The following is a 24514-nucleotide window of genomic DNA, read 5'->3' as shown; positions in this document are numbered from 1 at the left end:
GCGATGAGAAACGATCCGCGCAGCCATGGATTGTGGGAACTGTCTGCCCCGCCCGCGCCCGTCACCATGGCGCTGGCTGGGGATATCGACGCCGATGTGGTGATTGTCGGTGCCGGTTATACCGGCCTGTCGGCCGCGCTGCATCTGGCCGCGGCCGGGGTTTCGGTGGTGGTGCTGGAGGCGGTGGAGATCGGGTTCGGCGGGTCCGGGCGGAATGTCGGGCTGGTCAATGCCGGATTGTGGGTCATGCCGGAGGATGTGGTCGACGGGCTGGGGCCGGTTCATGGTCCGCGCATTCTTCGGCTGCTGGGCGATGCGCCGTCAATGGTGTTCGATCTGGTCGGGCGGCATGGGATTGCCTGCGAGGCCGAGCATAAGGGCACGCTGCATTGCGGGGTCGGCCACGCGGGGCTGGCCAGCCTGAAGGAGCGCGAGCGCCAGTGGCGGCGCCTGGGCGCGCCGGTCCGGCTGCTGGACCCGGATGAGACACGTGAGAATGTGGGCAGTGGCGTGTATGCCGGGGCGTTGCTGGATGCGCGGGCCGGCACGATCCAGCCGCTGGCCTATGCGCGTGGGCTGGCGGCGGCAGCGCTGGCGGCGGGGGCGCGGATTCATACGGCGAGCCCGGTTGTCTCCGCCCGGCAGGAGGGCGGCCGCTGGCGGTTGTGGACCGAAGCGGGCAGCGTGCGTGCGGCGAAGGTGATCGTGGCGACCAACGCCTATACGACCGTGCATGCCGGCGCGTTGTGGCCCGAGATCCGGGCGGAGCTGATTCATCTGCCCTATTTCAATATCGCCACCGTAAAGCTCGATGCGGCGCAACTGGGCTCCGTCCTGCCGCAGAAGCAGGGGGCGTGGGATACGAAGGAGGTGCTGACCTCTTTCCGGCTCGACCGGGCGGGACGGCTGGTGATCGGCAGCGTGGGGGCGTTGCGGGGGGCGGGCCTGTCCGTGCATCGGCAATGGGCGGCGCGGGCATTGGCACGGATCTATCCCCAGTTGGCGGGGATCGGGTTCGAGAGCGAATGGTTCGGCAGCATCGGCATGACGGTCGACGACCTGCCGCGCCTGCACCGGCTGGCGGAGAATGTCGTGTCCATCAGTGGTTATAATGGGCGGGGTATTGCGCCCGGCACGGTATTTGGCCGCGTGCTGGCCGATTTCGTGCGCGGTGTGGTATCCGAGGCCGAATTGCCGTTGCCGGTGAGCGATGTGGTGCCGGCACGTGCCCGGCGGGTGCGGGAGGCGGTGTATGAGTATGGCTCGGCCGCCGCGCATCTGGTTGGTGCAAGGGTATAGGGGGAGGTTTCTTCTTTTGTCTTACGAAAAAGAAGCAAAAAGACTTTTATCCGTCTTGGGCCATCGCGTGTCCCCAGCACAAAATTCCTGAACGAATCAAAAGTTTTTTGGTTCTTTTTTTCAAAAAAGAACAGAAACCAGGCGCATGAAGCGAGAAAGCAGAGAAACGATGACAAACCTGATAGCTTCCGAAGTGCATGACCTGCTGGTGCGCCTGGGCGTGCCGGCCGCGCGGTTTACGGGCGGTACGCTGGCCGTGCGCTCGCCGGTGACCGGCGAGGAGATTGCGCGGGTGGTCGAGAGCACGCCGGATGATGCGCGGGGTACGATCGGCGCGGCGGTGGAGGCCTTCACGGCCTGGCGCCGGGTGCCCGCGCCGCGCCGGGGGGAGCTGGTGCGCCTGCTGGGCGAGGAACTGCGCGCGAGCAAGGCGGCGCTGGGCCGGCTGGTGACGCTGGAGGTGGGCAAGGTCGTGTCCGAGGGCCTGGGCGAGGTCCAGGAAATGATCGATATCTGCGATTTCGCGGTGGGGCTGTCGCGCCAGTTGTACGGCCTGACGATCCAGTCGGAGCGGCCCGATCACCGGCTGACGGAGCAGTGGCATCCGGCAGGTGTGGTTGGCGTGATCTCGGCGTTCAATTTCCCGGTGGCAGTGTGGTCGTGGAATGCGGCGCTGGCGTTCGTCTGCGGCGACCCGGTGGTGTGGAAGCCGTCGGAGAAGACGCCGCTGACCGCGCTGGCGGTGCAGGCGCTGTTCGACCGGGCGGTGGCGCGGTTTGGCGATGACGCGCCGGCCAATCTCGGCACGCTGCTGATTGGCGGGCGGGAGATTGGCGAGCTGCTGGTGGACGATGCGCGGGTGCCGGTGGTTTCGGCGACGGGCTCGACGCGCATGGGGCGCATTGTCGGCGAGCGCGTGGCGCGGCGCTTTGGCAAGTCGATCCTGGAGCTGGGCGGGAACAATGCCTCGATCGTCACGCCCTCGGCCGATCTGGAGCTGACGTTGCGCGCGGTGGCTTTCGGGGCGATGGGCACCGCCGGGCAGCGCTGCACCACGCTGCGCCGGCTGATCGTGCATGAAGATGTCTATGACGCGCTGGTGCCGCGTCTGGCGCAGGTTTATCACCGGATTGCGGTTGGCAGTCCGATCGAGAGTGACGCGCTGGTGGGGCCGCTGATCGACGGGGCGTCGTTCGAGGCGATGCAGGCCAGCCTGCGCGATGCCAAGGCCCATGGCGGCATCGTGCATGGTGGCGAGCGGGTCGACGTGAATGGGGACGGGTCGTTCTATGCCCGCCCAGCGCTGGTGGAGATGCCGGGGCAGGTGGGGCCGGTGCGTGAGGAAACCTTTGCGCCGATCCTGTATGTTCTGAAATACCGCGCGCTGGATGAGGCGATCGCGTTGCAGAACGATGTGCCGCAGGGGCTTTCCTCTTCCATTTTTGGAAACGATCTGCGGGAGATCGAGCAGTTTCTGTCGGGCGCGGGTTCGGATTGCGGGATTGCGAACGTCAATATGGGGCCGTCCGGTGCGGAAATCGGCGGGGCTTTTGGCGGGGAGAAGGAGACCGGTGGTGGCCGGGAATCCGGATCGGACGCGTGGCGGGCCTATATGCGGCGGCAGACGAATGCGATCAATTACGGCCGCACGCTACCGCTGGCGCAGGGCGTCACGTTCGACATCGGTTGATATGGCAGGTCGGGGCGACAGGCCCCGACCGTTCAAAAGACCTGCTTCGTGCGTCCGAAAATGCGGCGATCTTAAATCGCCGATTTCGCGCGGGCCAGAACCGCCGAGCAGGTCTTTGCCTGGCCGCTTGCATCCAGTCTGGTGATTGTCGAAATCGTGTTGCCGACGATGAATTGCCCTGCCGACCCGACCGCGTAGTCGACGTGACCGGTCTGGCCGGGCGGGACGGCATGGGTTTTGGCGTTGAGAGACGTCTGGACGGCATCGCCATCCTGATGCGAGACGAGATTGGTCTCGATACAATAATTCAGAACGCCTGCGAGATTGACCGGCGTGATGGCGCCGACCGCAGCGGCGGTGACGGGTGCGAAATCGTTGACGATCGGTGCCCTGTCTTCGGCATGTGCCGCGCGCACCGATAGGGATTGCGTCGCGAAGCCGATAGCGGCGGCAAGGATGGCGACTGCCCGCAGAGAAAAACGGATCATTGAAGACTCCTTTTATCCTCCGCCAATGTTGTGCGCTCGGCGTGCGCGGCACAACGCATCAAGATGGCAAACAGTTATTCATGATCTGGAGAGAAGCGTTTCTTTTTCGTCATGCATTACTTTCATATGTGTCATGTGGTCTTGCGCGGGGGCAGAGGGGGCGAGACGCGCGGCCGATATATTGCATGCCGGCCTTGTGCGTCGCGTCCATCAGGACAGCAGGACGGAGGAGGCTCCGGCATTGTGTATGTCGATGCCGGTCGTTCCATAAAGGGTGACGTGGCTGCTCTGTCCGGACACGAAAATATCGGTATTTCCCTGGGATGTTGAAATCTTGATGTCGGCGATATTGCCGATGCCGGTCAGGGTGACGGTTTCTTGGCCGGGATTGAAGCCATAGAGTCCCAGATGGCCTATTCTGGACATATCCGCGTCGAGCGTCGTGATTCCGGTTTCGGTTCCGAAATACGCATCCAGGTCGCCGCCCCAATCATGGATGGTCGCGCCCTCCAGTCCGCCATTGAAGGTCGCGTGCCCGCCCTGGACGGCCAGCATGATATGATTGCCGGAAATGCCCTGCGAGGCGTTGACGACAAAATCCTTCACCCCGGTATAGATATTCTGCTGCGTGGCGCCGCCATCGATAGTCGCCGTCGTGCCCTCATTATCCGAAGCGCTCATCGACGCCACGATCGTCTGGACCCCGGAGAATGTGTCCGACGCCTTGACGAGCAGGTTCACGGAATCCGCGAACAGCGTTTCGTTGTCGTTTCCGCCCGAGATGGTATCCGTGATGCCCTGGGAATGGAACGCCACCAGATCGAAGACGCCCTCGTCGCCCGTGACGTCGATCTGCCCGCCATCGGTGACGAGAAGATCGGCGGCCGATGCATTGTGGCTTCCGTTTACGGTTGTCACGCCCCCGGTCGCCCAGACGGTGGTCTTCTGAAGGTTGAGGTTGACCGTATTGTTGCCGCCTTGAATGCCAAGATAGGCTTGGGGGGTGTCGGTGCCGAAAGGGGAGAACATCGAGGGCCCGCCGGTATCGGTCCCGGCATTGAAGATCAGAGTCTGATCGCCGTTCCAGACCTGCTGGACGCCGCCGCCATCGACCGTCAGCGTATGATCCGTCGGGCCATTGGGATCAGACACGATCACTTCGACGGCGCGAGCGGTATTGCTGGCCGTCATGTCGTTGTTATTGGTAAAGACGAGCAGATTCGCGTTGGACGATGCGCTGTCGATCGTGCCGTGGCCGGCCGAGACATGCAGGCTGTTGGTGCCCGACAACAGAAGATTGAAATCGGCATTCGCATTGTCGATGATCGAGTCGGCACCGGATAGCGTTCCGTCGATCGTCGATGTGCCGGAATTCTCGATGGCGATAGTGGAGAACGCGCCGGAAGTCGTCACGCCGCCGGTGCCGTCGACTGACCGGGCGTGCCCGTTGCCGATCACCGCATCGGTAATATCTGCATTCGCATGCAGGGCGATCCGCGCCGATGTCGAGGATTCGATCCTATCGTTGGCGTTGCTGGAAACATCGACGGACGATGCCGTGCTGGTGAGGGTAAGAGCTACCCCGTCTCCTGCCTGTGTCACCACCTGGGTTGCGGATGTGACGATGGATGGTGCTGGAGAGGTTGTCGTGGCCTGGCCGGAGATCGTGACGATGCTTTGTAGATCGGCGTCATAGGAGCGGGAGAGCGTGTCGTCATGAGACACGTTGGGGTCACGGACATCGAACGAGATGGCGCCCCCTGACGGCTGCGTTCCGGCGACGGATTCCGGCCCGATGAACATGCCGGAAAGAGACCAGTTCGCGAGATTTTCGAGTGTGGCGCTGTTCTTGTCGGTACCCTGGCCGACCATCGAGGCGATCATCTGGTCGATGGCGGCATTCAGATCGATCGTGACAGTGTGCAGGGGACCGCTATCGGTGACGGCCGGAAGGTAGGCGACGGGATTATCCGTGCCGGCGTTTCCGCTTACGTTGAACATGCCGGCCCAGGTGCCGGTCATGCTGTCGTAGCTGAGGGTTGAATAGGGCTGCGGCTGTCCGCGCGTGTCGGTAATCGGGACCTGTAGAAAGATCCCGAATGTCGGAAGCGACGGATCATGATGTGCGCTGTTGGTCGCGTTGAAGGTCACCGTGAAATCGTTGCCCACATAGCCGACACCGTCCAGTGGAGCGACGGAGGGTACTCTCTCATCGGCCGAGAAGGTCATCGATTTATCGAAAGTATAGGCCGGCTGCGTCGCGGGTGCGGCTGTTTGCAGAAATACGTCGCGTACATTGCCGCCGGCCGCACTCAGCCGATACGTATACTGGCCAGGCGTTCCATAGACGACGAGACCCGATGACGCACCGGATGGCTGCCCGGTGTGCCACGAATAGTCGGCCGCCCCCAACAGGCTGTCATCGTCCTGGGATGCGCCGACAACGGGAGATGAGGGGTCGAATATTTCAGAGGCCGGTGTGCCCCATTGGGTCAGGCTCCAATCTGTATTGTCGGCACCGGAGACCGACGGAAGCTGCGATTGATATTGCTCTGCGCCGTCAAGAACCGTTCCGGTATTGAATAATATTTTCGGGCTGGCGCTGATATCGTCAAAAATTCGAATGGACATGGGGCGGTTTCGTCAAATCTCGGGATTGGAAATATTGGCGTCGCGACATTATCGTCCCGCCCGAGACAAAAAAGTTAACGTTCGTTTAATTTATGTCCAATTCAAGAAAAGATGAAATATTCATGGAGGGGTATCTTGACCAGTCTGGCCGATGTGTGTTTAGGGTTTGGGTTTTTGTTTTAATAGAATATTAATGAGTGGATTAATATCAAGATAATGAACTTCGTTCTTAATATTGTTTTCCAGGAATGGCAATAATGAAACCATGTTTGATTTCGTATCATCATTCCTCCCCGCATTGGCGGGGCGGTCGGGACATTGCTGGTGTTGGCTGGAAGGCCGAGGGAGGGGCGGCTGGTGCCTCGGCTAATAAAGTTTCCCTTATGGCCGCCGGCGCATTGGAGCGTCTCCGACGACGGACGGGAGAGGCCGCGTCGTCTGCCGCCTCTCGGGGAATCGCTGTCTGAAGCCGTTCGTAAACTGGCCTGCTCAGCGGGCGGCTCCCGTCCTCAGCATCGCCAGTGCCTGCCGGGTCGCCTCGGTCAGCGGGGTGGGCAGGGCTGTGAGGGGGAACCAGCCCCAGTCGGCGAGGGCGTGGGGTTCCTGGATGGCGGGGGTGCCGGTCTGGATGGTGGCGCGGAAGACGGGGGCGACCCAGTGGCTGGCGCGGGGGCGGTCGATCTGGTCGACGATGCAGAGCAGGCTGGTGAGGGTGATGGTGATGCCGAGTTCTTCGGCGATTTCGCGGATGGTGGCGTCGGCGACGGTCTCGTAGAGGTCGAGCTTGCCGCCGGGAAGGCCCCAATGCTGGGCTTCCGGGTCTTTTCGGCGGAGGACCAGCAGGAGTTTGCCGTCCTCGATGATGGCGGCGCCGCAGCCGACGCGGGGCAGGAGGGGGGCGGGGGGTGTGCTGTCGGTCATGGGGGCAGCATAGCCGGGTGCGAAAATGGAAACGATCCGTTTCCGTCATTTTTGTTATTGTATTTCAGGACCTCCGCTATGTCTGGATGCAGCGGAACGGTTCGGGCCGGGTGGTCCGGGTGTTCGGTGTGCATCTGTCCTGATTTTGGAGTTGTTTCCCATGAAGCGCAGCGCCTATTCGCTTTTCACGGCCTTGGCCATTGCCGCAAGCCTGCCTGTTGCCGCCCAGGCGGCGGGCAGTCCGGCCGAGGTTCAGTCGGGCCATTATGCGGTCGAGCCCGGCCATACGCAGGTCGGGTTCTCGGTCCTGCATTTCGGCTTCACCAATTATGCGGGTGTGTTCTCCAACGTGTCGGGCACGCTGGAGCTGAATGCGAAGAACCCGGCGGCGTCGAGCCTGTCGGTCACGATCCCCGTGGCCTCGGTGCAGACCACCAGTGACGTGCTGAATGGCGAGCTGAAAGGTGCCGAGTGGTTCGACGCCGAGAAATTCCCCAACGCCACCTTTGTCTCGACCAGCGTGAAGCTGACCGGCAAAAGTGATGCCGTCGTCGCGGGGAACCTGACGATCCATGGCGTGACGAAGCCCGAGACGCTGAAGGTGCATTTCATCGGCGCCGGCGTGAACCCGCTCGACAAGAAATACACCACCGGTTTCGAGGCCACCGGCACCGTCAAGCGCAGCGATTTCGGCGTGAGCAAGTATGTGCCTTATGTCAGCGACGAGGTCACGCTGCGCATTGCCGGCGCCTTCGAAAAGCAGGACTGACCGTCATGGCCATAGCCGCGCATGAAGGCGGCGGGGCCACGCGGTATACGGCCGTCGCGATCGTCCTGCATTGGGCGATCGCGCTGGGCATCCTGGTCCTGATCGCGATGGGGCTGGTGATGGACCATCTGCCGCTTGCCCCGATGCGGGTCTTCCAGCTCTACCAGCTTCATAAATCCATCGGCATCACCATCATGTTCCTGATCGTGCTGCGTGTGGGCTGGCGCCTGGCACATGCGGCGCCGGGCCTGCCGGAGAGCATGAAGCCGGTGGAGCGGCGGGCGGCGCATCTGACCCATGCCGCGCTGTATGGGTTGCAGCTTCTGTTGCCGCTCAGTGGCTGGGCGCTGGTCTCGGCTTCGGTGCTGGGCATTCCGACCGTGCTGTTTTCCGTCGTGCCGTGGCCCGACCTGCCGGTCCTGTCCACGCTGGCCGACAAGGCGCCGGCCGAGGCGGCGCTGAAGATCGTTCATCACTGGGCGGCCTGGAGCCTGCTGGCGCTGATCATGTTGCATGTGGCGGCTGCTCTGCGTCATCATGTTATCCTGCACGACAACGTCCTGCGACAGATGCTGCCGGCCTTCGGCCGCCGTACCCTGCGCCAGGGAGAGTAATCCGATGTCTTTTCCCAACAGGACGGCCTTCGCGGCCTTCGCGGCCGTCGCGGCCGCTCTGTTCCTCGCGCGGCCCTCGCTGGCGGCCGAGTGGACGATCGATGCCGCCCACAGCACGGTCGGTTTCTCCGGCATGCAGACCGGCAGCCCGTTCAGCGGGCATTTCGGCAAATTCGGCGGCACGATCTCGTTCGATCCGGCGCATCCCGAGGCGGGCCATGCCCTGATCACCATCGATATCGCCAGTGCCGTGACCGGCGACCGGCAGCGCGACGGGGCGATGCCCGGCCGCGACTGGTTCGATGTCGCGGCCTTTCCCACCGCTACTTTCGAGGCCACGCGCTTTGTGGCGACGGGAGGCAATGGCTACCAGGCCATCGGTTCGCTGACGATCCATGGTGTCAGCCGGCCGGAAACGCTGCCGTTCACGCTGGAGATCAGCGGTGATACGGCGCATGCCAGGGGGCATCTGGACCTGGTCCGTTCCGCCTTCAATGTCGGGCAGGGGCCGTGGGCGAGTGGCCAGTGGGTTGCGCTGGCGGTCGGGGTGGATGTCGACCTCTCGGCCCGCAAGGGAGGTTGAAGACGTTTCGATTATGGTATGGTGTGGAGGGCGCGGGTATCGCCATGCCCTGCTTTCAGCCATAGTCGGTCGCAGGATGGCGTTATCCGGTCGGGAAAGGGTGTCGGGCATGCGGCGTCGTGATGAAGATGGCATCGTTTCGGAAGCCGGCCTGCTTCTGGCCGAAATCCAGTCGGATGTGGAGCAGTTGAACAGGCGCGCGCAATCCGTCCCGCAGATGCCCGACAGTCTGCGTCAGGGAATCGCCGCCCTGGCGGACAAGATCGACGCGCTTTGTGACCTGAGCCGCCGATAGGCGGCGGGCCGCGCGGTCAGAGCCTGTTTGGTAACGCGCGTCGGATCGCCACCAGCGCGCATTTCCAAACAGGTTCTCAGCCCGGCCCGCACTGGGCGTCGATCAGCAGGCGCGCGCATGCGCCCACCTGCGCGGCCGGCCCCGGCGGCGGAAAGGCCTGGCCCACGACCGAGGCGCCTTCCATCAGCAGGATCAGGCCGTCGGCAAGCCGTTCCGGATTGGTGGCGCGCATCTGTCGGGCGCGGTCGACCAGCCAGTCCCGTACCTGATGCTTGAGGCGGGCGGCTTCCTGCCGCACCGGGTGCGCGCGGTCGGGATATTCGAGGATGGCGTTGGTCAGCGCGCAGCCGCGATAGTCGGCGGCGGCGGAACGTTCGGCCAGCCCGTCGAAATAGGCCAGGAGCTGGGCGCGGGCGTCGTCGGGATGTTCGGCGCGGACGAGGGCGATCCGGTCCCAGAAACATTGCTGGTAGTCGGCGAGGAAGGCCGTGGCCAGCCCGTCCTTGGAGGCGAAGGCGCGATAGAGCGACGGCTTGGTCACGCCCGCATTCCGCACGATCTCCTCCACCCCCACGGCGCGGATGCCCTGGCGGTAGAACAGGTCGCGGGCCGACTGGCGGAGCCTGTCGGCCGCCGTCGGACGTCGGGGAGGGCGCGGGGCGGGCGAGGAGCGCATGGGGAAATCCGCTTGACGATGTTACCGATCGGTACGTAACGTGGCGCGATCTTGAACTGACCGGTCAGTCATATGAGCCCGCCCCCTGTTTCCCGCAAGGTTTCCCGGCCCGCCTACGCGTTTGTGGGGGTGGTGGGGCTGACCTTTCTGTCGCTTCTGGTGTCGGCGGGGGTGCGTGCCACGCCGGGCGTGCTGATGATGCCGTTGCAGATGGATCTGGGCTGGAGCCGGGCCGGGATTTCCGCCACCGCGGCGTTCGGCATCTTCCTCTATGGCTTTGTCGGCCCGTTTTCGGCGGCGCTGATGCAGGCGGTGGGGATACGCCGCACGCTGGTCGGCGCGCTGCTGCTGATCGGCGGGGCCAGTTTCCTGTCCCTGTTCATGACGCAGCCTTGGCAGTTCTTCGTCACCTGGGGGATGCTGACCGGGCTGGGGACCGGGGCCGTGGCGATGGTGCTGGGGGCGACGGTGGTGAATCGCTGGTTCGTGGCCCGGCGCGGCACCGTCATGGGGCTGCTGGCGGCCAGCACGGCCACCGGATCGCTGTTCTTCCTGCCGGCCCTGGCGGCGCTGGCCCATGACCATGGCTGGCGCGCGCCGGTGCTGGCGGTGAGCATTGCCTGCCTGGCTCTGGCGCCGCTGGTGGCGCTGTTGCTGCCCGAACATCCCGAGCGGCTCGGGCTTCTGCCGCATGGGGCGCCGCCGGATTATGTGCCGCCCCCGCCGCCCGACCGCAACCCGCTGCACATGGCGGTGGGGGCGTTGCGCGATGCGGTGCCGAAACGCGATTTCTGGTTTCTGTTCCTGACGTTTTTCGTGTGCGGGTTTACCACCAATGGGCTGATCGGCACGCATTTCATCGCCATCTGCGCCGATCATGGGATCGGTGAGGTGCCGGCGGCGGGGTACCTGGCCATGATGGGGCTGTGCGACCTGTTCGGCACCACGCTGTCGGGCTGGCTGACCGACCGGATGGACGCGCGCTGGCTGCTGTTTTCCTATTACGGGCTGCGTGGCCTGTCGCTGGTGGCGTTGCCGTTCTGCGATTTCTCGCCGGGCAGCCTGACGGTGTTCGGCATCTTCTACGGGCTGGACTGGATCGCGACCGTGCCGCCGACGCTGCGCCTGGCCAATGTGGCGTTCGGCGAGCGTGCGGCGCCCATGGTGTTCGGCTGGGTGGTGTTCGGGCACCAGATCGGCGCGGCCTGTGCCGCGTCGCTGGCAGGGCTGCTGCGCCAGGCCCAGGGCAGCTATCGGGACATGCTGGTGCTGGCCGGCTGCGCGGGCGTGCTGGCGGCGCTGATGGCGCTGGGCATCGGCCGTGCGCCCGTGCGCGCTACTGTTCCGGCAGGGGCGCGATAGGGGGAAGATCCTGGGGCTCCCGGATCGCGGCGCAGGCATGGCCGCGCCTCCGGGAGCGGTGGGACCGCGTTAATCCTCCAGGTCGTACTGGCCTGCGGCGTAATCCACGTTGAGGTCATTCACATCCCTGACCGCACGCATCACGGCGTCGCGCCGGCAGTCCGAGCGTTCGATCGCACGGCGGAGTTCCGAACCGATGGCGGTACTGTCGCCGCAGACCGTCAGGGCCGCGCGGTCTATCCGGGCCACAAGGTCCCGGGCCCCCGGAGCGGTCGCCAGATCGGCCCGGTAAAAGGTAACGGGTATCCGCTGGACCTCTTCATCGCCCATGCCCTGGCCCTCGGCGGTGATCTCTTCGGACTGGGGGCCGCGGGCCTGGGCCCGGGCGGAATGCAGGGGTGCCAGGGACGGCGCCAATCCTGCCAGGATGAGCAGTCCGGCCCCGATGAGCCGGGCCCGATGGTGGGGGGACGTTGCTTTCGAAGTCTGCTGTCGGGTTGCCGGCTTTGCCGGGTTGGCTTCCATAGGCGCCATACCAGCCATCCATACTGGATTGGTCATGACACACGCTCCAAGATCGACCTGGAAGAGACTCAGTGCGGTCGCCCGCCGGAGATTGCCTCCGGCAGGGTCGCCTGACGCCTTATTGTGTAGGCGTGTGGGCATGGGGGAACCAGATCACATTCAGCGGGGCCTTTCCCTGTGCCACGCAATGGGTGCATGCCCCGTCGGACTGTCAGGCGGCGGGGCGGCGGCCCTGATAGACGCGCCCGAAGCGGTTTTCGAGGAAGGCGTCCAGCGCGATATCCTCCTGGCGGATGAGGCCCCGGGCGGGGAGGCGGCCGTCCTTCAGCAGGTCCAGCACGGCGCAGATGGCGCCGGCGGTGGTGATCTGGATGGCGGTGCGTGGGCGGCCGTTGACGGTCTCGCCATAGATGCGGCGGACGAAGCTTTCCTGCGTCAGCCGGCCGTCGCGCCAGCCTGACACGGTGACGAAGACCAGCACGATGTCCTGCTGCGTCACCGGCAGGGCGTATTCGAGAATATCCTTGAACAGCTCGCGCCGTTCGGCCAGCCGCAGGTCGCGCAGCAGCAGCTTCATCGCCTGGGCGTGGCCGGGATAGCGGATGGTGCGGTAGTTGAGCTCGCGCACTGCTCCGGCATAGGTCTCGCACAGCGAGCCCAGGCCGCCCGAGGTGTTGAAGGCCTCGTAGGTCACGCCGTCGACGCCCAGCGTTTCCAGCCCTTCCAGCGCCGGCACCATGCGCCGCTGACCCTCCACGATGGCCTCGCAGGGCTCGATATATTCGTTGATGACGCCGTCGGTGCTCCAGGTGAGGTTGTAGCCCAGCGCGTTGGAAGGGAATTCGGGCAGCGCGCCGACCCGCAGGTGGATCGTGTCCAGCCGGTCGAAGCGCCGGGCGATGTCGTGGGCGACGATGGACACGAAGCCGGGGGCCAGGCCGCATTGCGGGATGAAGGCGGAGGATGCGCCGGCCGCCAGCTCGCGCACCGCGCGGGTGCTGGCCACGTCCTCGGTCAGGTCCAGATAGTGGATGCCCGCCGAGGCGGCGGCGGAGGCGATCGCGGTCGTGAGATGGTAGGGTGCGGCGGAGAGGACGGCGTCGTGGCCCGCCATCAGCGGGGCCAGGGCGTCGGGCTGCGCGATGTCGGCCCGGAGGCGGCGGACCTGGGGGCCGACATCGGCGCGGTCCAGGCCCGGCTGGTCCCGGTCGATCAGCGTGACGGCGTAATCGCCGGTCGCATCGAGGAAATCCGCGATCGTGGAGCCGATCTTGCCGGCGCCGGCAACGAGTATCTTCTTCATGCCCATCGTTCCTGATCCGTATGCGATACGGAAATGGAACGAAGGAACGCGGTCGGATACAATGGGCGGAGTGACGCGCGATCGGCGCTTTCTTTCGGCAGAATGTCGGATATGATCGGCATTATGCAACCCGATGAGACGGACAAGGCCCTGCTGGCCCTGCTGGAGGGCAATGCGCGGATTTCCACCGTCGCGCTGGCCCGCCGTGTCGGCCTGTCGCGCACGACGGTGCAGAGCCGGATCGAGCGGATGGAGCGGGCCGGGCTGATTGCGGGCTATACGACCGTCACCCCGGCCCATGACGCCGATGCGGTGCGGGCGCATGTCATGATCACGGTCACGCCGCGCCAGGCGGCCTCGGTCGAGGCGTCGCTGCGTCCGATCCGGGAAATCCGCGAACTCCACGCCGTCAGCGGCATGGTGGACATGATCGCCATTGTCGGCGCGGGCTCGACCGAGACCATCAACCGGGTTATCGACCGGATCGGCATGCTGGACGGGGTGGAGCGCACGACATCGGCGATCATCCTCTCCACGCGGTTCCGGCGCCGGGGAGGGGAGCCGGCTTCGTGACCGGGCCGCTCAGGAGGCGGCTGGCGACGTGGGGCTGAGATAGGGCTGTGCCGCGGCCGGCGTGAACCATCGGGTCTGGAATGCGTTGAAAAATGTGATGTTTGTGGGAGCCGCCGGCGCGCCCCGCCTCATCCCATCGAACGGCTGCGGAGCCCCCGGCAATTGAGGAGAAGCGACCTTGAGACTTTCAGCATACGCTCCATTCGCCGCGTTCGCCCTCGTCGCCTTTTCCCTTGCCGCCTTTTCCCCGGGTGCGGCCCATGCCGCGTCGCGCGAGGAGCAGAGCGCGGCCTGCCGGGGGGATGCGATCAAGCTGTGCACCTTCGCCATTCCGAACGAAGACAAGGTAACCGCCTGCATGAAGAAGAAGGTCGACCAGCTTTCGCCGCGCTGCCGGGCGATGTTCGAACCGGCGGGGAAGAAGAAGCCCGGCCGGGGCAGGGCGAAATCTCCGTCATGACGGGGCCGGGTCCAGACAGGCTCGACGCGCCCCGGCTGTAACGGATCATCTGCATGAATCCGTAATCCATGTGCATCTGGCGATGGCAGTGGAACGGCGCGTCATCCGGATTGTCGTGCGCGCAGCCGCCGGGATTGATCCAGCGGAACAGGTAGCGGCCGTCATCCATCCAGCGGGCCGCCGTCGCGTTCAGCCGGGAGAGGAGGCGCCCGTTCTTCAGCCCCACATTGGCCACCAGGGCGCGGGCGTAGCTGAGCCGGTCGCAGGCCGTGCGGATGTCGGCCGGGGGAACTTTCGGGACGTCCACCCGTAGCGATGCACATGACAATGGACGGGTCGTGCCGACCCGTCCATGCCGATCGCCTCGACGGGGCCGCGCGCGGCTGATCCGTCCCTTCAGGCGATGGTCGATTCCATGATGCATTCGGGAGAGAGTGGATGCCTGCCGCCACCGTTGCCGACCTGATCGCGGATACGCTTGTTGAAGCGGGCGTGAAACGCATATTCGGCGTTGTGGGCGACAGTCTCAACGCCCTGACGGAGGCGCTGCGGGTTCGGCCGGCCATCGAGTGGGTGCATGTGCGTCATGAGGAGGTCGCGGCCTTTGCGGCGGCTGGAGACGCGCAGATCGTGAACCAGCTTGCCGTCTGCGCGGGGTCGTGCGGGCCAGGCAACCTGCACCTTATCAACGGCCTGTTCGATGCCCATCGCAGCCGGACGCCGGTGCTGGCGATTGCCGCGCATATTCCCTCGGGGGAAATTGGCGGCGGCTATTTCCAGGAGACGCATCCGCAGAACCTGTTTCGGGAATGCAGTCATTATTGCGAGCTTGTCTCCGATCCGTCCCAACTGCCCTATGTGCTGGAAAATGCCATTCGGGCTGCCGTGGGGCTGCGCGGCGTGGCTGTGGTGGTCATTCCCGGGGATGTCGCACTGCGCCCGGCGCCGCCTGGCGCCCATGCGGCGCGCCGGGGGCTGCTGCCGCCGGTGCCGCTGGTGCGGCCGGCGGAGGCCGAACTGGGCGCGCTGGCGGAACTGCTGAACGGTGCCGGGCGTGTCACCCTGTTCTGCGGTCGGGGCTGCGCGGGGGCCCATGGGCTGCTGCTGCAGTTGGCGGAGGCGCTCAAGAGTCCGATCGTGCATGCGCTGGGCGGCAAGGAATGGGTGGAATATGACAATCCCTACGATGTGGGGATGACGGGCTTTATCGGGTTTTCGTCCGGCTATGCCGCCATGAAGGCGTGCGACGTTCTGCTGATGCTGGGAACCGATTTTCCCTACAAGCAGTTCCTGCCGGCCGAAGCCCGGATCGCACAGGTCGATATCCGGGCGCAGAATCTGGGGCGGCGCTGCAAGCTGGATCTGGGGCTGGTCGGTGATGTGGGGGCGACGATCGCCGCCTTGCTGCCGAAACTGACGGTGAAGGCGGATCGGACGCATCTGGACGACAGCCTGGACCATTATGCCAAGGCCCGGGAAGGGCTGGATGATCTGGCGACCGGCACGCCCGGGCGCAGGCCGATCCACCCCCAATATCTGGCGAAGCTGGTCAGTGAGGCGGCGGCGGAGGATGCTGTCTTTACCGCGGATGTCGGTACGCCCACCATCTGGGCCGCGCGTTACATCAAGATGAATGGCAGGCGCCGGCTGATCGGGTCCTGGGTTCATGGTTCCATGGCCAATGCCATGCCGCATGCGATCGGCATCCAAGCCGCGCAGCCGGGGCGGCAGGTGGTGTCGCTTTCGGGCGATGGTGGCTTTACCATGCTGATGGGCGACCTGATCACGCTGACGCAACAGGACCTGGCGGTGAAGATCGTGATCTTCAACAATGGCGTGCTGGGTTTCGTCGCGCTGGAAATGAAGGCCGCGGGCTTTGTCGATGTCGGCGTCGATCTGAAGAATCCGGATTTCGCGGCGATGGCGCGGGCGATGGGCATCCATGCCCTGCGCGTCGAGGACCCGGGTGACCTGCCGGGGGCTGTGGCCGAAATCCTGGCCCATGACGGGCCGGCGCTGCTGGATGTGGTGACCGCGACCCAGGAGCTTTCGCTGCCGCCTACGCTCGAGGCCGAGCAGGTGAAGGGGTTCAGCCTGTATGTGCTCCGTGCGATCATGAGCGGCCGGGGGGATGAGATTCTCGATCTGGCCAAGACCAATCTTCTGAAACACTGAATCGGGGCGCGGTGGCGGTCAGAAGATCTGCACGATGATCAGCACGATACCGGCCGCGCCCACCAGCCATGCCAGCGTGCGGATGCCGGTAATGCCGGCGATGTAGCTCGCGGCATGGACGACCCGCGCCCCCAGGAACAGCCATGCGCCCAGCACGGTCATGCTGTTGGAGATGCCGGCGGCGTGCGCGATCAGCACGACAATGGCGAAGGGGAGCAGGTTTTCCACCAGGTTGCGGTGCGCCCGCAGGCCCCGCCCTGCCGCCCCCCTGGGCTCGGGGACGCCTTCGCGGTTGCCGATCACGCCGGCCTGTCCGATCTGGCGGGAATAGAGGGGCCCGTAGAGCACGGGCAGCGCCAGGCAGAGGATGGCGGACCAGAGCAGGGCCCAGAGTTCGGACGTCATGGCAGCTTTCCTTCCCACGCCGGACAGAAGAATGGCCACGCACCGGCCTTGGAGCGGCCGGTGCGTGCAACGCGGCCAGTCGCTGCGGGTTGCGGCTTTCATCGCGACGGCCTTTCGGGCCTGCGCGGACATGGCTCGTCGTGTGGAGCCCGGAGGGCATAGCCCCGTTCCGTCTTCTTCATGCTGGGTGGTTCATGTGTGCGTGGGAATGGCGAGGCCGGTGTTGCGCCAGGGGATGAGGTGGTGCCGATGGCCGGCTGCCCGCGAGAACGCAGGAATTGAAAAAATTATGAAATGAACGGGAAATATGGAAATTATTTCCTGCGGTCTCAGTATGTTGTGCGTGGAGTTCACGAGTGGGTGATTGGTGGTTTCGAGGGGAATCTTTCCGCCACATCAATCGGTTGGCTCATTTCATATGCGTTTGAAAATATCCTTTTTATAAAAGAAAATTTTATAAACTTGTTCCAACTGGTGTATTGGGAGGCAGGAGCCGGGCAGGTCCGTGAGGCTGCGGCGCGATGCGCGGTTCGATTTTCAAGAAAACAGGAGCATTCCATGATCTTACTGGAAAAATATCATTCGTCTCTCGTGCATGCGGCGGATAGCCGTGGGGGCGGGGGTGCCGGGCATAATCCGGGCAATTTTGCGCAGGATCATGAACGGGCGGCCGAGGCTGGCCGCAAGGGAGGCCAGCACAGCCATGGCGGGACTGCCGCACATGGCAGCGGCAACCCCGAACATAAGGGGGGAAATTTTGCCGACGATCCCGAACGGGCGGCCGAGGCAGGGCGCAAGGGAGGTCAGTACAGCCACGGAGGCCATGGGAGCAGCGCGGAGCATAGTACCGGCAGTGCCGAGAAGAAGAGCGGAAATTTTGCTGACGATCCCGAAAAGGCAGCGGAAGCGGGCCGCAAGGGCGGCCATGCGTCCCACAAGGGTTCATAAGGGCGGTTCATAAGGGCGTCGGCAGCATGCGGCATGCGTGGCCGTGATGGGCGCGCGACGGATCATGATGAAATTGCCTGCAACTTTGTCTAACCGATAAGCGTCCTTGGGCACCCGGCTGGCAGACGTCAGTCGGGTGCCTGCTTATCGATGGCGAGGTCTATGGCGTCACGGGTGGAAGGGGGATTGGCTGAGTGCCTGTCCGCAAGCGCGCGCCGGCGGCGGCCGGATGCGCGTTTCCCGTGCCCGGGTGCTGAAACCCCTCGCGGTGCGTTCTCACAAACAGGTGTAGGCATATTTAAAAAACTTATTCATTGTTAAAGACTTTTTGATTCTGCGTGACGCCGTGCGGTGTTGTCCCGGCGCGCGCAAGCGACAGCGGCGTGCCACGGAGCACCTGTCTGTGTCCTGCTGCGAATCAGAGCAGGAAACCCAATCATTCAGCCGAAGGAAGTCGTCATGTTCATGACATATCGTGCCGCCCTGGCCGCGACCGGCGCGGCGGTACTTGTCTTGCTGGCGGGTGCTGGCCCCTTGCAAGCGCAATCGGTCGGCGAACGGTCCGGCGTCAATTCGCTGCTGGGGGTCAGCCCCTCGACCGACGATTTTGTGCGGACGGTGGCGTTGAGCGACATGTTCGAGATCCAGTCGGCCAGACTGGCGCAGGAGCGCAGCATGAATGCCTCTGTGCGGGCTTTTGCCGACCGGATGCTGAAGGACCATCAGGCGACGACAGTGCAGCTCAAGGAGGCCATTGGCGGGCGCGCCGGCATCAAGGCGCCGCCTACCGCGCTGGACCAGGCGCATGAGACGAAGCTGAATCAACTGCGCAACCTCAAAGGGCCTGGCTTCGATCGGCAGTATCGCACCGAGCAGATCGCGGCGCATGAGGATGCCGTGTCGCTCTTCACACGCTACAGCGAGGGCAAGGAGGACCAGGCGTTGCGGGATTTTGCCATGCATGCGCTTCCCACCCTGAAAGAACATCTGCGCATGGCACGCGCTCTTCCCATCATGCGTGACTGACCGGCCGAAGGAGAAAGGAGATGGCGCAACTGAGCGGGCGAGCCATTGCCATTCCGGCAACCGATGGTGTGGAGGAAGTGGAGCGCGTCACGCCGGGCGAGGTACCGCGGGATACGGGCGCGCGTTCGTGAGGCATTTTGTCGAGGCCGGCAAGCCGATCGCGGCGATCTGCCATGGTGCGTGGACATTGATCGAGGCCAGGGGGGGGGGCGGGCCATCGCATGACCTCCTGGCCATCCCTGCGGACCGACCGGCTGAACGCTGGGGCGGACTGGGTGGATGAGGAGGTGGTGATGGACGGCCGGCTGGTGACATCCCGCCGGCCGGATGGTCTGCCTGCCTGAAGCGGGCCGGGCCACGTGTCGAACGCTCTCCGCTATTGGAGCGGATCGGGATGGACATGGTGGAACTGATGCCGGAATTACGCACGCTTCGTGCCGCCGGCGGAAATGGTGGCCAAGCATGTCTATTCGCCCTGGATGAAGACGGATCTTCAATCACGGCTTGTCCGGCGTGGAACGGAGACGCTGATCATCTCGGGTGGTGAGACCGATATCTGCGTGCTGGCCACCGTGTTGTCATTGCGATTGATGCGCTCTGCAGTTCTTCGGATTCCGTCCATGACGCGTCGCGGCACGTCTATTACGCGCGGTATGGGCAGCAGGTCGAAACCGCGACCGCTGACGAGATTCCGGCTGTCTGGTGGTGACGGACAACTGGCGCGGTGTCGGAGCCGACAGCGCCAGGCGAGAGCGGGCGGCGCCCTCCGGGTTTTCCGGAGGGCGCCGGGACGAGGGTCAGCTGGCCCGGAGCATGGCCTCCGGATTGCACTCCCGCTCGGCGATTTCGGTCAGGAGGGCGTCGGTCCGCTTCTCTTCTTCCAATGTTTCGCCGAGAAGTTTTTCGGCCTGGGTAAGGCCGAGGGTGGCGGCCCATGCCTTCAGCGTGCCGTACCGGGAGATTTCATAATGTTCGATGGACTGGGCGCATCCGATCAGCACCGCGTCCGCCGCTTCGGTCGAGCCGAAATCTTCGAGATCTTCTTCCATTTCGGCCAGAATACCCTGCGTTGCTTCGCAGGTCTTGGAGCGCGGCGCCTTGCCGATCAATCCGAATATCTCGTTCAGTCGCTCGACATGGTGGGCGGTTTCGCCGGCGTGTGTTTCGAACGCTTCCTTGAGGTCCGGCGCGTGGGCGGCGCGGACCGACCTCTTGAGGGCCTTCAGGATCTGCTTTTCGGCGAAATAGACGTCTTTCAGCGTCTCATAGAACGCGTCGGACAGGGTCTTTTCCTGGATTGGCATGATGAATTCCTTTCCGTTTCAAGGGGACGCGGAGCCTCGGCGGATTCATCCGCGCGAACGCCGGTTTGTGCCCCGGGAAGACCGTCTTCACGCCTGCGTTTTCTTGGCTGGGTGGGGCGGTGCTCGTGGGCTGCCGGTCGGTCGTGGACGGGGAGGTTCATCCGCCGGGGCTGCCTCGAGAGCGCCATCCGTGGTGCTCCCCCGTCGGGAGGCATGTCTGAACCTACGCGGCTGTGCCTATAGGGTTGCGGATCGGACAAAATTCTTCCGCGATCGGGTTTCTGGTGGGGTGCCGTGTTGCGGGGCTGGAGGGTGTCTTATTTTGTTTCCTGTAATGGCGGCATTTTTTCGTAGAGCCGCCAGGGTGGATGTTCCATCCTGTCGCTTGTGGCGCGCGGCTGCTGACGGTATTCGGAACCTCGCGGCGGCGGTCGTGTTACCTTGGCACATGCAATGGAAGGGTATGCCATGCATAATTTTCCAGATCGCTGCCATGATGCGAGTTCGGTGAGCGGCCGCCCGGCAGGAGGGCCAGCAGGGCGGTTTTGTAGACAGTCTCTTGCGGGCACATGGATTGCGCTGGCGGTCATTATGGCGGCACCGGTGGCCTCGGCATCGACGCAGGATGCGGGCATTCCGCCTGCGGCGCCCCGTTCGCCATCGGCCCCGGAGCCGCCCTCCAGCGGTGGCTATCTGCAGAAAGACAAGAAGGTGCCGCCTTCGGAAAAGCTGCCGGACTGGCCGCAACTGAAGCGTGACCAGGTTTCGCCGACGCCTCGGGCTCCGTGCCCTACCAAGGCCGGTTGCAAGGTCGTGCCGTTGTCGCACGAGGAGGCGACGAAGCGGCTGAAGCATGCGCCGCCCAGCGGCGATGCGTCGCAGGGCCGGCAGGGGGATGTCGAAAGGCCTCGGGATTAGGACTGTCTATCTTCCTATCTTCGGGCTGCGCGGGACATTGTCGCCCGTGCCCATGCCTGGGCAAGCTTTGGAACTCCTAGAAGATACCCCCAAACCGATGACATTGCATGGTTCGTTCGGGCTGCGGCTGGCCACACGCGTCACGTGGAAAATGGGCGGGAGCTGCGGCCTGTAGCCTATATGCGACATGATGAGTGAGCGGGGTGGCGGAGAGAGTGTCCGCCTAATCCATGTCCCCCACCGTTCCTAGGCGTCCCATATTTCATAGGATAAATAGGATATTGGGTGGCGCATTGTCTCTGGGCGTCCCTGGTTGACCCCTGAAAGCCCGGTTTCTAAGATGGGTACAAAGAGGGGTACACAACGACATGAGCCGGCGCTCACCACATCAGTTGACTGTGCGGCAAATCGCCGCGTTGAAGGATGGCGCGCTGGCAGACGGCGGCAACCTCTGGGTCGTTGCCAGGGGCGGATCCAAGGTATGGACCTTCCGCTATACAAGCCCGAAGACAGGCAAGCGCCGGGAAATGGGGCTGGGCTCGGCCGTGGACGTCAGCCTGGTGGAGGCCCGCAAGCGTTCCGCAGACTGCCGACGTGTTTTGGCCGATGGCATCGATCCTCTGGAGCAGCGGCGTGCGGAAGAGGCGGCGGCCAAGCGTGAGTTGGGTCTGACCTTCCAACAGGTGGCAGAGCGATATATTGCCGAGCAGTCGCCTGGGTGGCGGGACAAGCGGTCGGCAGCGACCTGGATGGCATCACTCGAGTTGAATGCCTTTCCGGTTTGTGGGGCTACGCCGGTGGCCGACATGGACACGGATACCGTTTTAGAGGTGCTGCGCCCCATTTGGACGAGCAAGACGGAGACGGCCAGTCGCGTGCGCGGCCGGATGGAGCGCATCCTCGACTACGCGCGGACCCATGGCTGGCGAGCAGGCGAAAATCCAGCCCGGTGGAAGGGCCACCTTGCTGCCATCCTGCCGAAGCCCTCTGCTGTAGCGAAGGTCGAGCATCACGCCGCAATTGACCGAAAGGACATCGGGAAGGTGATGGCGGCTCTGGCCGCGTCCGGCGGTTTAGCCGCGAAGGCCGTCCGGTTCACCTGCCTGACGGCGGCCCGGTCCGGCGAAGTGCGGGCGTCTGTGTGGTCGGAGATCGATTTGATCGAAGGGACCTGGACCGTGCCGGCACACAAGATGAAGGCCGGCAAGGAGCATCGGGTTCCACTGACCGACGGTGCGCTGGCCATCCTGCGCGAGGTCGAGCCGCTCCGAGACTCGAGGGCTGGGGATCTTGTGTTCCCCGGTCAGAAGCGCACCAAGCCGCTATCTGATGTGGCGCTGTCCAAGGCCCTGCACCTTGCCGCAGGGACCAAGGACGTCACCGTGCATGGGCTGCGGTCCACCTTCCGCGACTGGGCGGCCGAGGAAACCGACTACCCGCGCGAGGTGGCCAAGATGGCCCTAGCGCACGCGATTGGCGACAAGGTGGAGGCAGCCTACCGCCGCGGGGATCTGTTCGAGAAGCGCCGGCAAATGATGGAAGATTGGGTAGCTTGGATAATCTCTCCAGTCGCAACAGAGGGGCGCCGAATAGGGTATCCTGCTCTGTTGAGCATTTAGTTGTCGCCAATGTTAACTTCAGCAACTTGCTCTCTGCTGCTGTCACTGGGAAAACTGGGATGGGTAAAGGGGGACGACCCCTTTCGCGCGCCTCTCATTGCGGTGACTGGTTCTGTATCGTCCGCGCCAGCGTAGTCATTGGACCCCTAACCCACAGGAACGCGAGGGTGTCCATACCCATATTGAACGCAGTATGCATGAAACCTCCTTCTCCTAAGATGCCGGCCTGTATCAGCCAGTCAATAAGGAGCCAGGAACCCAACAACCACGGTCTGGCATTTTCGACACGAAAGCCCAGTTGCACCAAGGCTGAGGTGTAAAAATCGGGCGCATGATACCTTTCAACAATATGTTTGTCAAGGGAAATTTCTATCGTCCGGACCCGCGCCATGCAGATCTCCCAACCTGCGCCGACCTGTTCAGGCGGAAGAAGGACGATGGCCGGGCGGAGGCGGCGATGATCGGGGCATTTGCTGTGCGGACGATGCTGGCGAGTGCGCCGCGATCGCGAGTTGAGAGCCAGTTCTGACTATTTCGCCTCAATTTTCCCCTACAGGCAAGATCAATCGAACACAGAAGCTGTGATAGATCTTGACTCTGGAGACGAATCTTGATACGAAATTTCCGCCGGGAGTGCGTCACATTGCACGTTGAGACTACGGTCTCGCCCGGCGTCAATTTAAAATATTCCCCTGCCAGTTCGCTTTCGGCACCCGAGCGATCCCAAATCCGTCGATTTTTCCGGTTCTGGGGCAGCATCGCATCGCGGGCTTTAAAACGTCATACCATGTCCTGTCGTTATAGGCTTGCGCGCGCCAAATGGCCCCAGCAACCATATCTACTAATTGTATCCCGATACTCAGATGAGACGGCGAGAAAAAAAGACCTTCAATGAAATTTGGATATGATGAAGTATAATTTCCTGTCTCGCGCAAGAGACGTTCATGCCTGTGCCGCATGCTATCATCATCGCCGCGACCTCGATGGTCGGCTACAATAATACCCATCGAGTCTGTTCCAGCCTCTCTATTTATGTCCTGTAGGAAATATTGAAATCTTTCCGTTACAGGCTTGTAGGTCATAAAATACAAATCATCCTGAGAATTGCAGTTCCTCAATGCGTAAGCTGTAGTCGATTCTGATACACCCGCTATAATTTTGCATGATTTTGTTTCTGTTATAATCGAAAACACTTCTGCTCGCATACTGTTTCTAGCTGGAATATCCCAATCTTTCATGGGATTTTCATCATCTTTATTGTTTGGTGCAAAATATCTCCATTTTATTTCTCCTTTATATTTTGTTCTTCTCTTGAGCCCCACCAATTTATCTCTCATTCCAGACCATCTATTTTCTGGAATTACTAAACCAGCCATGACAAAATAACCTATGTCCTTGGCATTTTCCTTTTGCGGTGTGCCGCTTTCGTCAACAAATAACAGATACAATGTTCAGTCTCCGCGTAAAGAAAGCTACTTCGTCAAGAATCTGAAATTGCTTATTTCCGATCCAGCGCTCACGACGATTCGACGATTATTCCACAGTTAGCGTCCCAAGGGTTTGATGTAGGGTCAATCCTGCTTTTTTATCTGCCCCCGATCCAGAAGGGTCGATCAGATAGGTTTCTCGGTCAGCCAGCAAGTCTGCTCAGTCGAGACATTCGCCCCTTGGCCGCGCCAACGATTTCATCTGCCTAGCTTGCACGGCCTCCTGCATAGGCCGCTGAGCTGCGCTAGAACGCACCGTGGTTCGAACCGGCGTCGCCGCGATCGACCCCGGATAAGGCTGCCGAAGCGCCCGCTCGATCAGTTGGACGTCAGCCTCAATAGATGGCGCGGCCCAACCGAACGCATGTCAGCCCCGGCACGGTGGGCAGGTGCCGGCGGAGCGTCTTCTCGGAAATGCCGGACCTGGCGGCCAGGGCGGAGCA

23 protein-coding genes and 2 pseudogenes are annotated in these 24514 nt (G+C 63.2%); 16 read left to right on the top strand and 9 right to left on the bottom strand.

Annotated elements, in window-relative coordinates:
• The first annotated feature begins 3 nt into the window (after positions 1-3).
• Entirely contained in the window at positions 4-1299 is a 1296-nt protein-coding gene (locus tag HLH36_RS00125) for an NAD(P)/FAD-dependent oxidoreductase (protein WP_182984518.1), read from the top strand.
• Between the two features lie 169 nt (positions 1300-1468).
• The gene (gene amaB / locus HLH36_RS00120; RefSeq protein WP_182984517.1) at positions 1469-2989 is read left to right on the top strand and encodes an L-piperidine-6-carboxylate dehydrogenase; all 1521 of its coding nucleotides are present in this window, start codon (positions 1469-1471) and stop codon (positions 2987-2989) included.
• A gap of 71 nt (positions 2990-3060) precedes the next feature.
• Here amaB and HLH36_RS00115 read toward each other — a convergent pair whose 3' ends face one another.
• The 3 genes from HLH36_RS00115 to HLH36_RS00105 all read right to left on the bottom strand — a co-directional run bounded on the left by HLH36_RS00115 (position 3061) and on the right by HLH36_RS00105 (position 7029).
• On the bottom strand, positions 3061-3477 hold the full coding sequence (locus tag HLH36_RS00115) for an alcohol dehydrogenase (protein ID WP_182984516.1): 417 nt from the start codon (positions 3475-3477) through the stop codon (positions 3061-3063).
• A 210-nt stretch (positions 3478-3687) separates the two neighbouring features.
• On the bottom strand, positions 3688-6108 hold the full coding sequence (locus HLH36_RS00110) for an autotransporter outer membrane beta-barrel domain-containing protein (protein ID WP_182984515.1): 2421 nt from the start codon (positions 6106-6108) through the stop codon (positions 3688-3690).
• A 489-nt stretch (positions 6109-6597) separates the two neighbouring features.
• Complete coding sequence (locus HLH36_RS00105) at positions 6598-7029, bottom strand: NUDIX hydrolase (protein WP_182984514.1); 432 nt, start codon at positions 7027-7029, stop codon at positions 6598-6600.
• Between the two features lie 160 nt (positions 7030-7189).
• On the opposite strand from HLH36_RS00105, the gene HLH36_RS00100 reads away from it, so the two are divergent.
• The 4 genes from HLH36_RS00100 (at position 7190) to HLH36_RS00085 (ending at position 9290) form a co-directional block, all read left to right on the top strand.
• Positions 7190-7798 carry a YceI family protein gene (locus HLH36_RS00100; protein ID WP_182984513.1) on the top strand — a complete coding sequence of 203 codons (609 nt, stop codon included), beginning with the start codon at positions 7190-7192 and terminating at the stop codon, positions 7796-7798.
• Positions 7799-7803: 5 nt separating this feature from the next.
• Positions 7804-8412 (top strand): cytochrome b, encoded by a 609-nt coding sequence (locus HLH36_RS00095; RefSeq protein ID WP_182984512.1) that lies wholly within the window; start codon positions 7804-7806, stop codon positions 8410-8412.
• Positions 8413-8416: 4 nt separating this feature from the next.
• Positions 8417-8995 (top strand): YceI family protein, encoded by a 579-nt coding sequence (locus HLH36_RS00090; RefSeq protein ID WP_182984511.1) that lies wholly within the window; start codon positions 8417-8419, stop codon positions 8993-8995.
• 109 nt (positions 8996-9104) lie between these two features.
• Positions 9105-9290, top strand: a complete 186-nt coding sequence (locus tag HLH36_RS00085; RefSeq protein WP_182978335.1) for a hypothetical protein — start codon at positions 9105-9107, stop codon at positions 9288-9290.
• A gap of 76 nt (positions 9291-9366) precedes the next feature.
• Here HLH36_RS00085 and HLH36_RS00080 read toward each other — a convergent pair whose 3' ends face one another.
• Positions 9367-9966 carry a TetR/AcrR family transcriptional regulator gene (locus HLH36_RS00080; protein ID WP_182984510.1) on the bottom strand — a complete coding sequence of 200 codons (600 nt, stop codon included), beginning with the start codon at positions 9964-9966 and terminating at the stop codon, positions 9367-9369.
• A 72-nt stretch (positions 9967-10038) separates the two neighbouring features.
• On the opposite strand from HLH36_RS00080, the gene HLH36_RS00075 reads away from it, so the two are divergent.
• The gene (locus HLH36_RS00075; protein ID WP_182984509.1) at positions 10039-11328 is read left to right on the top strand and encodes an MFS transporter; all 1290 of its coding nucleotides are present in this window, start codon (positions 10039-10041) and stop codon (positions 11326-11328) included.
• Positions 11329-11397: 69 nt separating this feature from the next.
• On the opposite strand, the gene HLH36_RS19655 is transcribed toward HLH36_RS00075, so the two are convergent.
• A complete protein-coding gene (locus tag HLH36_RS19655; protein ID WP_246376246.1) occupies positions 11398-11862 on the bottom strand; it encodes a UrcA family protein in 465 nt (154 codons plus the stop codon).
• A gap of 202 nt (positions 11863-12064) precedes the next feature.
• Positions 12065-13156: a saccharopine dehydrogenase family protein gene (locus HLH36_RS00065; protein ID WP_182984508.1), complete on the bottom strand. Its 1092-nt coding sequence runs from the start codon at positions 13154-13156 to the stop codon at positions 12065-12067.
• Positions 13157-13267: 111 nt separating this feature from the next.
• Between HLH36_RS00065 and HLH36_RS00060 the strand changes: the two genes are divergently transcribed.
• From HLH36_RS00060 to poxB, 3 genes are all read left to right on the top strand, one after another.
• Complete coding sequence (locus tag HLH36_RS00060) at positions 13268-13729, top strand: Lrp/AsnC family transcriptional regulator (protein WP_246376244.1); 462 nt, start codon at positions 13268-13270, stop codon at positions 13727-13729.
• A gap of 178 nt (positions 13730-13907) precedes the next feature.
• On the top strand, positions 13908-14189 hold the full coding sequence (locus tag HLH36_RS00055) for a hypothetical protein (RefSeq protein ID WP_182984506.1): 282 nt from the start codon (positions 13908-13910) through the stop codon (positions 14187-14189).
• A 438-nt stretch (positions 14190-14627) separates the two neighbouring features.
• Positions 14628-16364 (top strand): ubiquinone-dependent pyruvate dehydrogenase, encoded by a 1737-nt coding sequence (gene poxB, locus HLH36_RS00050; protein ID WP_182984505.1) that lies wholly within the window; start codon positions 14628-14630, stop codon positions 16362-16364.
• A gap of 18 nt (positions 16365-16382) precedes the next feature.
• Here poxB and HLH36_RS00045 read toward each other — a convergent pair whose 3' ends face one another.
• The gene (locus HLH36_RS00045; protein WP_182984504.1) at positions 16383-16769 is read right to left on the bottom strand and encodes an MAPEG family protein; all 387 of its coding nucleotides are present in this window, start codon (positions 16767-16769) and stop codon (positions 16383-16385) included.
• 294 nt (positions 16770-17063) lie between these two features.
• Between HLH36_RS00045 and HLH36_RS19650 the strand changes: the two genes are divergently transcribed.
• The 4 genes and pseudogenes from HLH36_RS19650 to HLH36_RS20230 form a co-directional block, all read left to right on the top strand.
• On the top strand, positions 17064-17717 hold the full coding sequence (locus HLH36_RS19650) for a con-10 family general stress protein (RefSeq protein ID WP_246376242.1): 654 nt from the start codon (positions 17064-17066) through the stop codon (positions 17715-17717).
• A 459-nt stretch (positions 17718-18176) separates the two neighbouring features.
• Positions 18177-18743 carry a DUF4142 domain-containing protein gene (locus HLH36_RS00035; RefSeq protein WP_220792642.1) on the top strand — a complete coding sequence of 189 codons (567 nt, stop codon included), beginning with the start codon at positions 18177-18179 and terminating at the stop codon, positions 18741-18743.
• A 124-nt stretch (positions 18744-18867) separates the two neighbouring features.
• A pseudogene (locus tag HLH36_RS20155) lies at positions 18868-19087 on the top strand (DJ-1/PfpI family protein); the annotation flags it as partial.
• A gap of 105 nt (positions 19088-19192) precedes the next feature.
• Positions 19193-19315 (top strand): annotated as a pseudogene (locus HLH36_RS20230) (cysteine hydrolase family protein); the annotation flags it as partial.
• Between the two features lie 225 nt (positions 19316-19540).
• Here the strand turns inward: HLH36_RS20230 and HLH36_RS00020 are convergent.
• Entirely contained in the window at positions 19541-20047 is a 507-nt protein-coding gene (locus tag HLH36_RS00020) for a YciE/YciF ferroxidase family protein (protein ID WP_182984503.1), read from the bottom strand.
• 591 nt (positions 20048-20638) lie between these two features.
• Here HLH36_RS00020 and HLH36_RS00015 point away from each other — a divergent pair.
• Complete coding sequence (locus HLH36_RS00015; protein WP_182984502.1) at positions 20639-20965, top strand: hypothetical protein; 327 nt, start codon at positions 20639-20641, stop codon at positions 20963-20965.
• A gap of 368 nt (positions 20966-21333) precedes the next feature.
• Positions 21334-22584: a tyrosine-type recombinase/integrase gene (locus tag HLH36_RS00010; RefSeq protein ID WP_182984501.1), complete on the top strand. Its 1251-nt coding sequence runs from the start codon at positions 21334-21336 to the stop codon at positions 22582-22584.
• A gap of 674 nt (positions 22585-23258) precedes the next feature.
• Here HLH36_RS00010 and HLH36_RS00005 read toward each other — a convergent pair.
• A complete protein-coding gene (locus HLH36_RS00005) occupies positions 23259-24032 on the bottom strand; it encodes a DUF3800 domain-containing protein (protein ID WP_182984500.1) in 774 nt (257 codons plus the stop codon).
• Positions 24033-24514 lie beyond the last annotated feature (482 nt).

This window comes from Gluconacetobacter aggeris, from assembly GCF_014174395.1.
Classification (GTDB): Bacteria; Pseudomonadota; Alphaproteobacteria; order Acetobacterales; family Acetobacteraceae; genus Gluconacetobacter; species Gluconacetobacter aggeris.
This window is presented reverse-complemented; position numbering and strand designations above follow the sequence as displayed.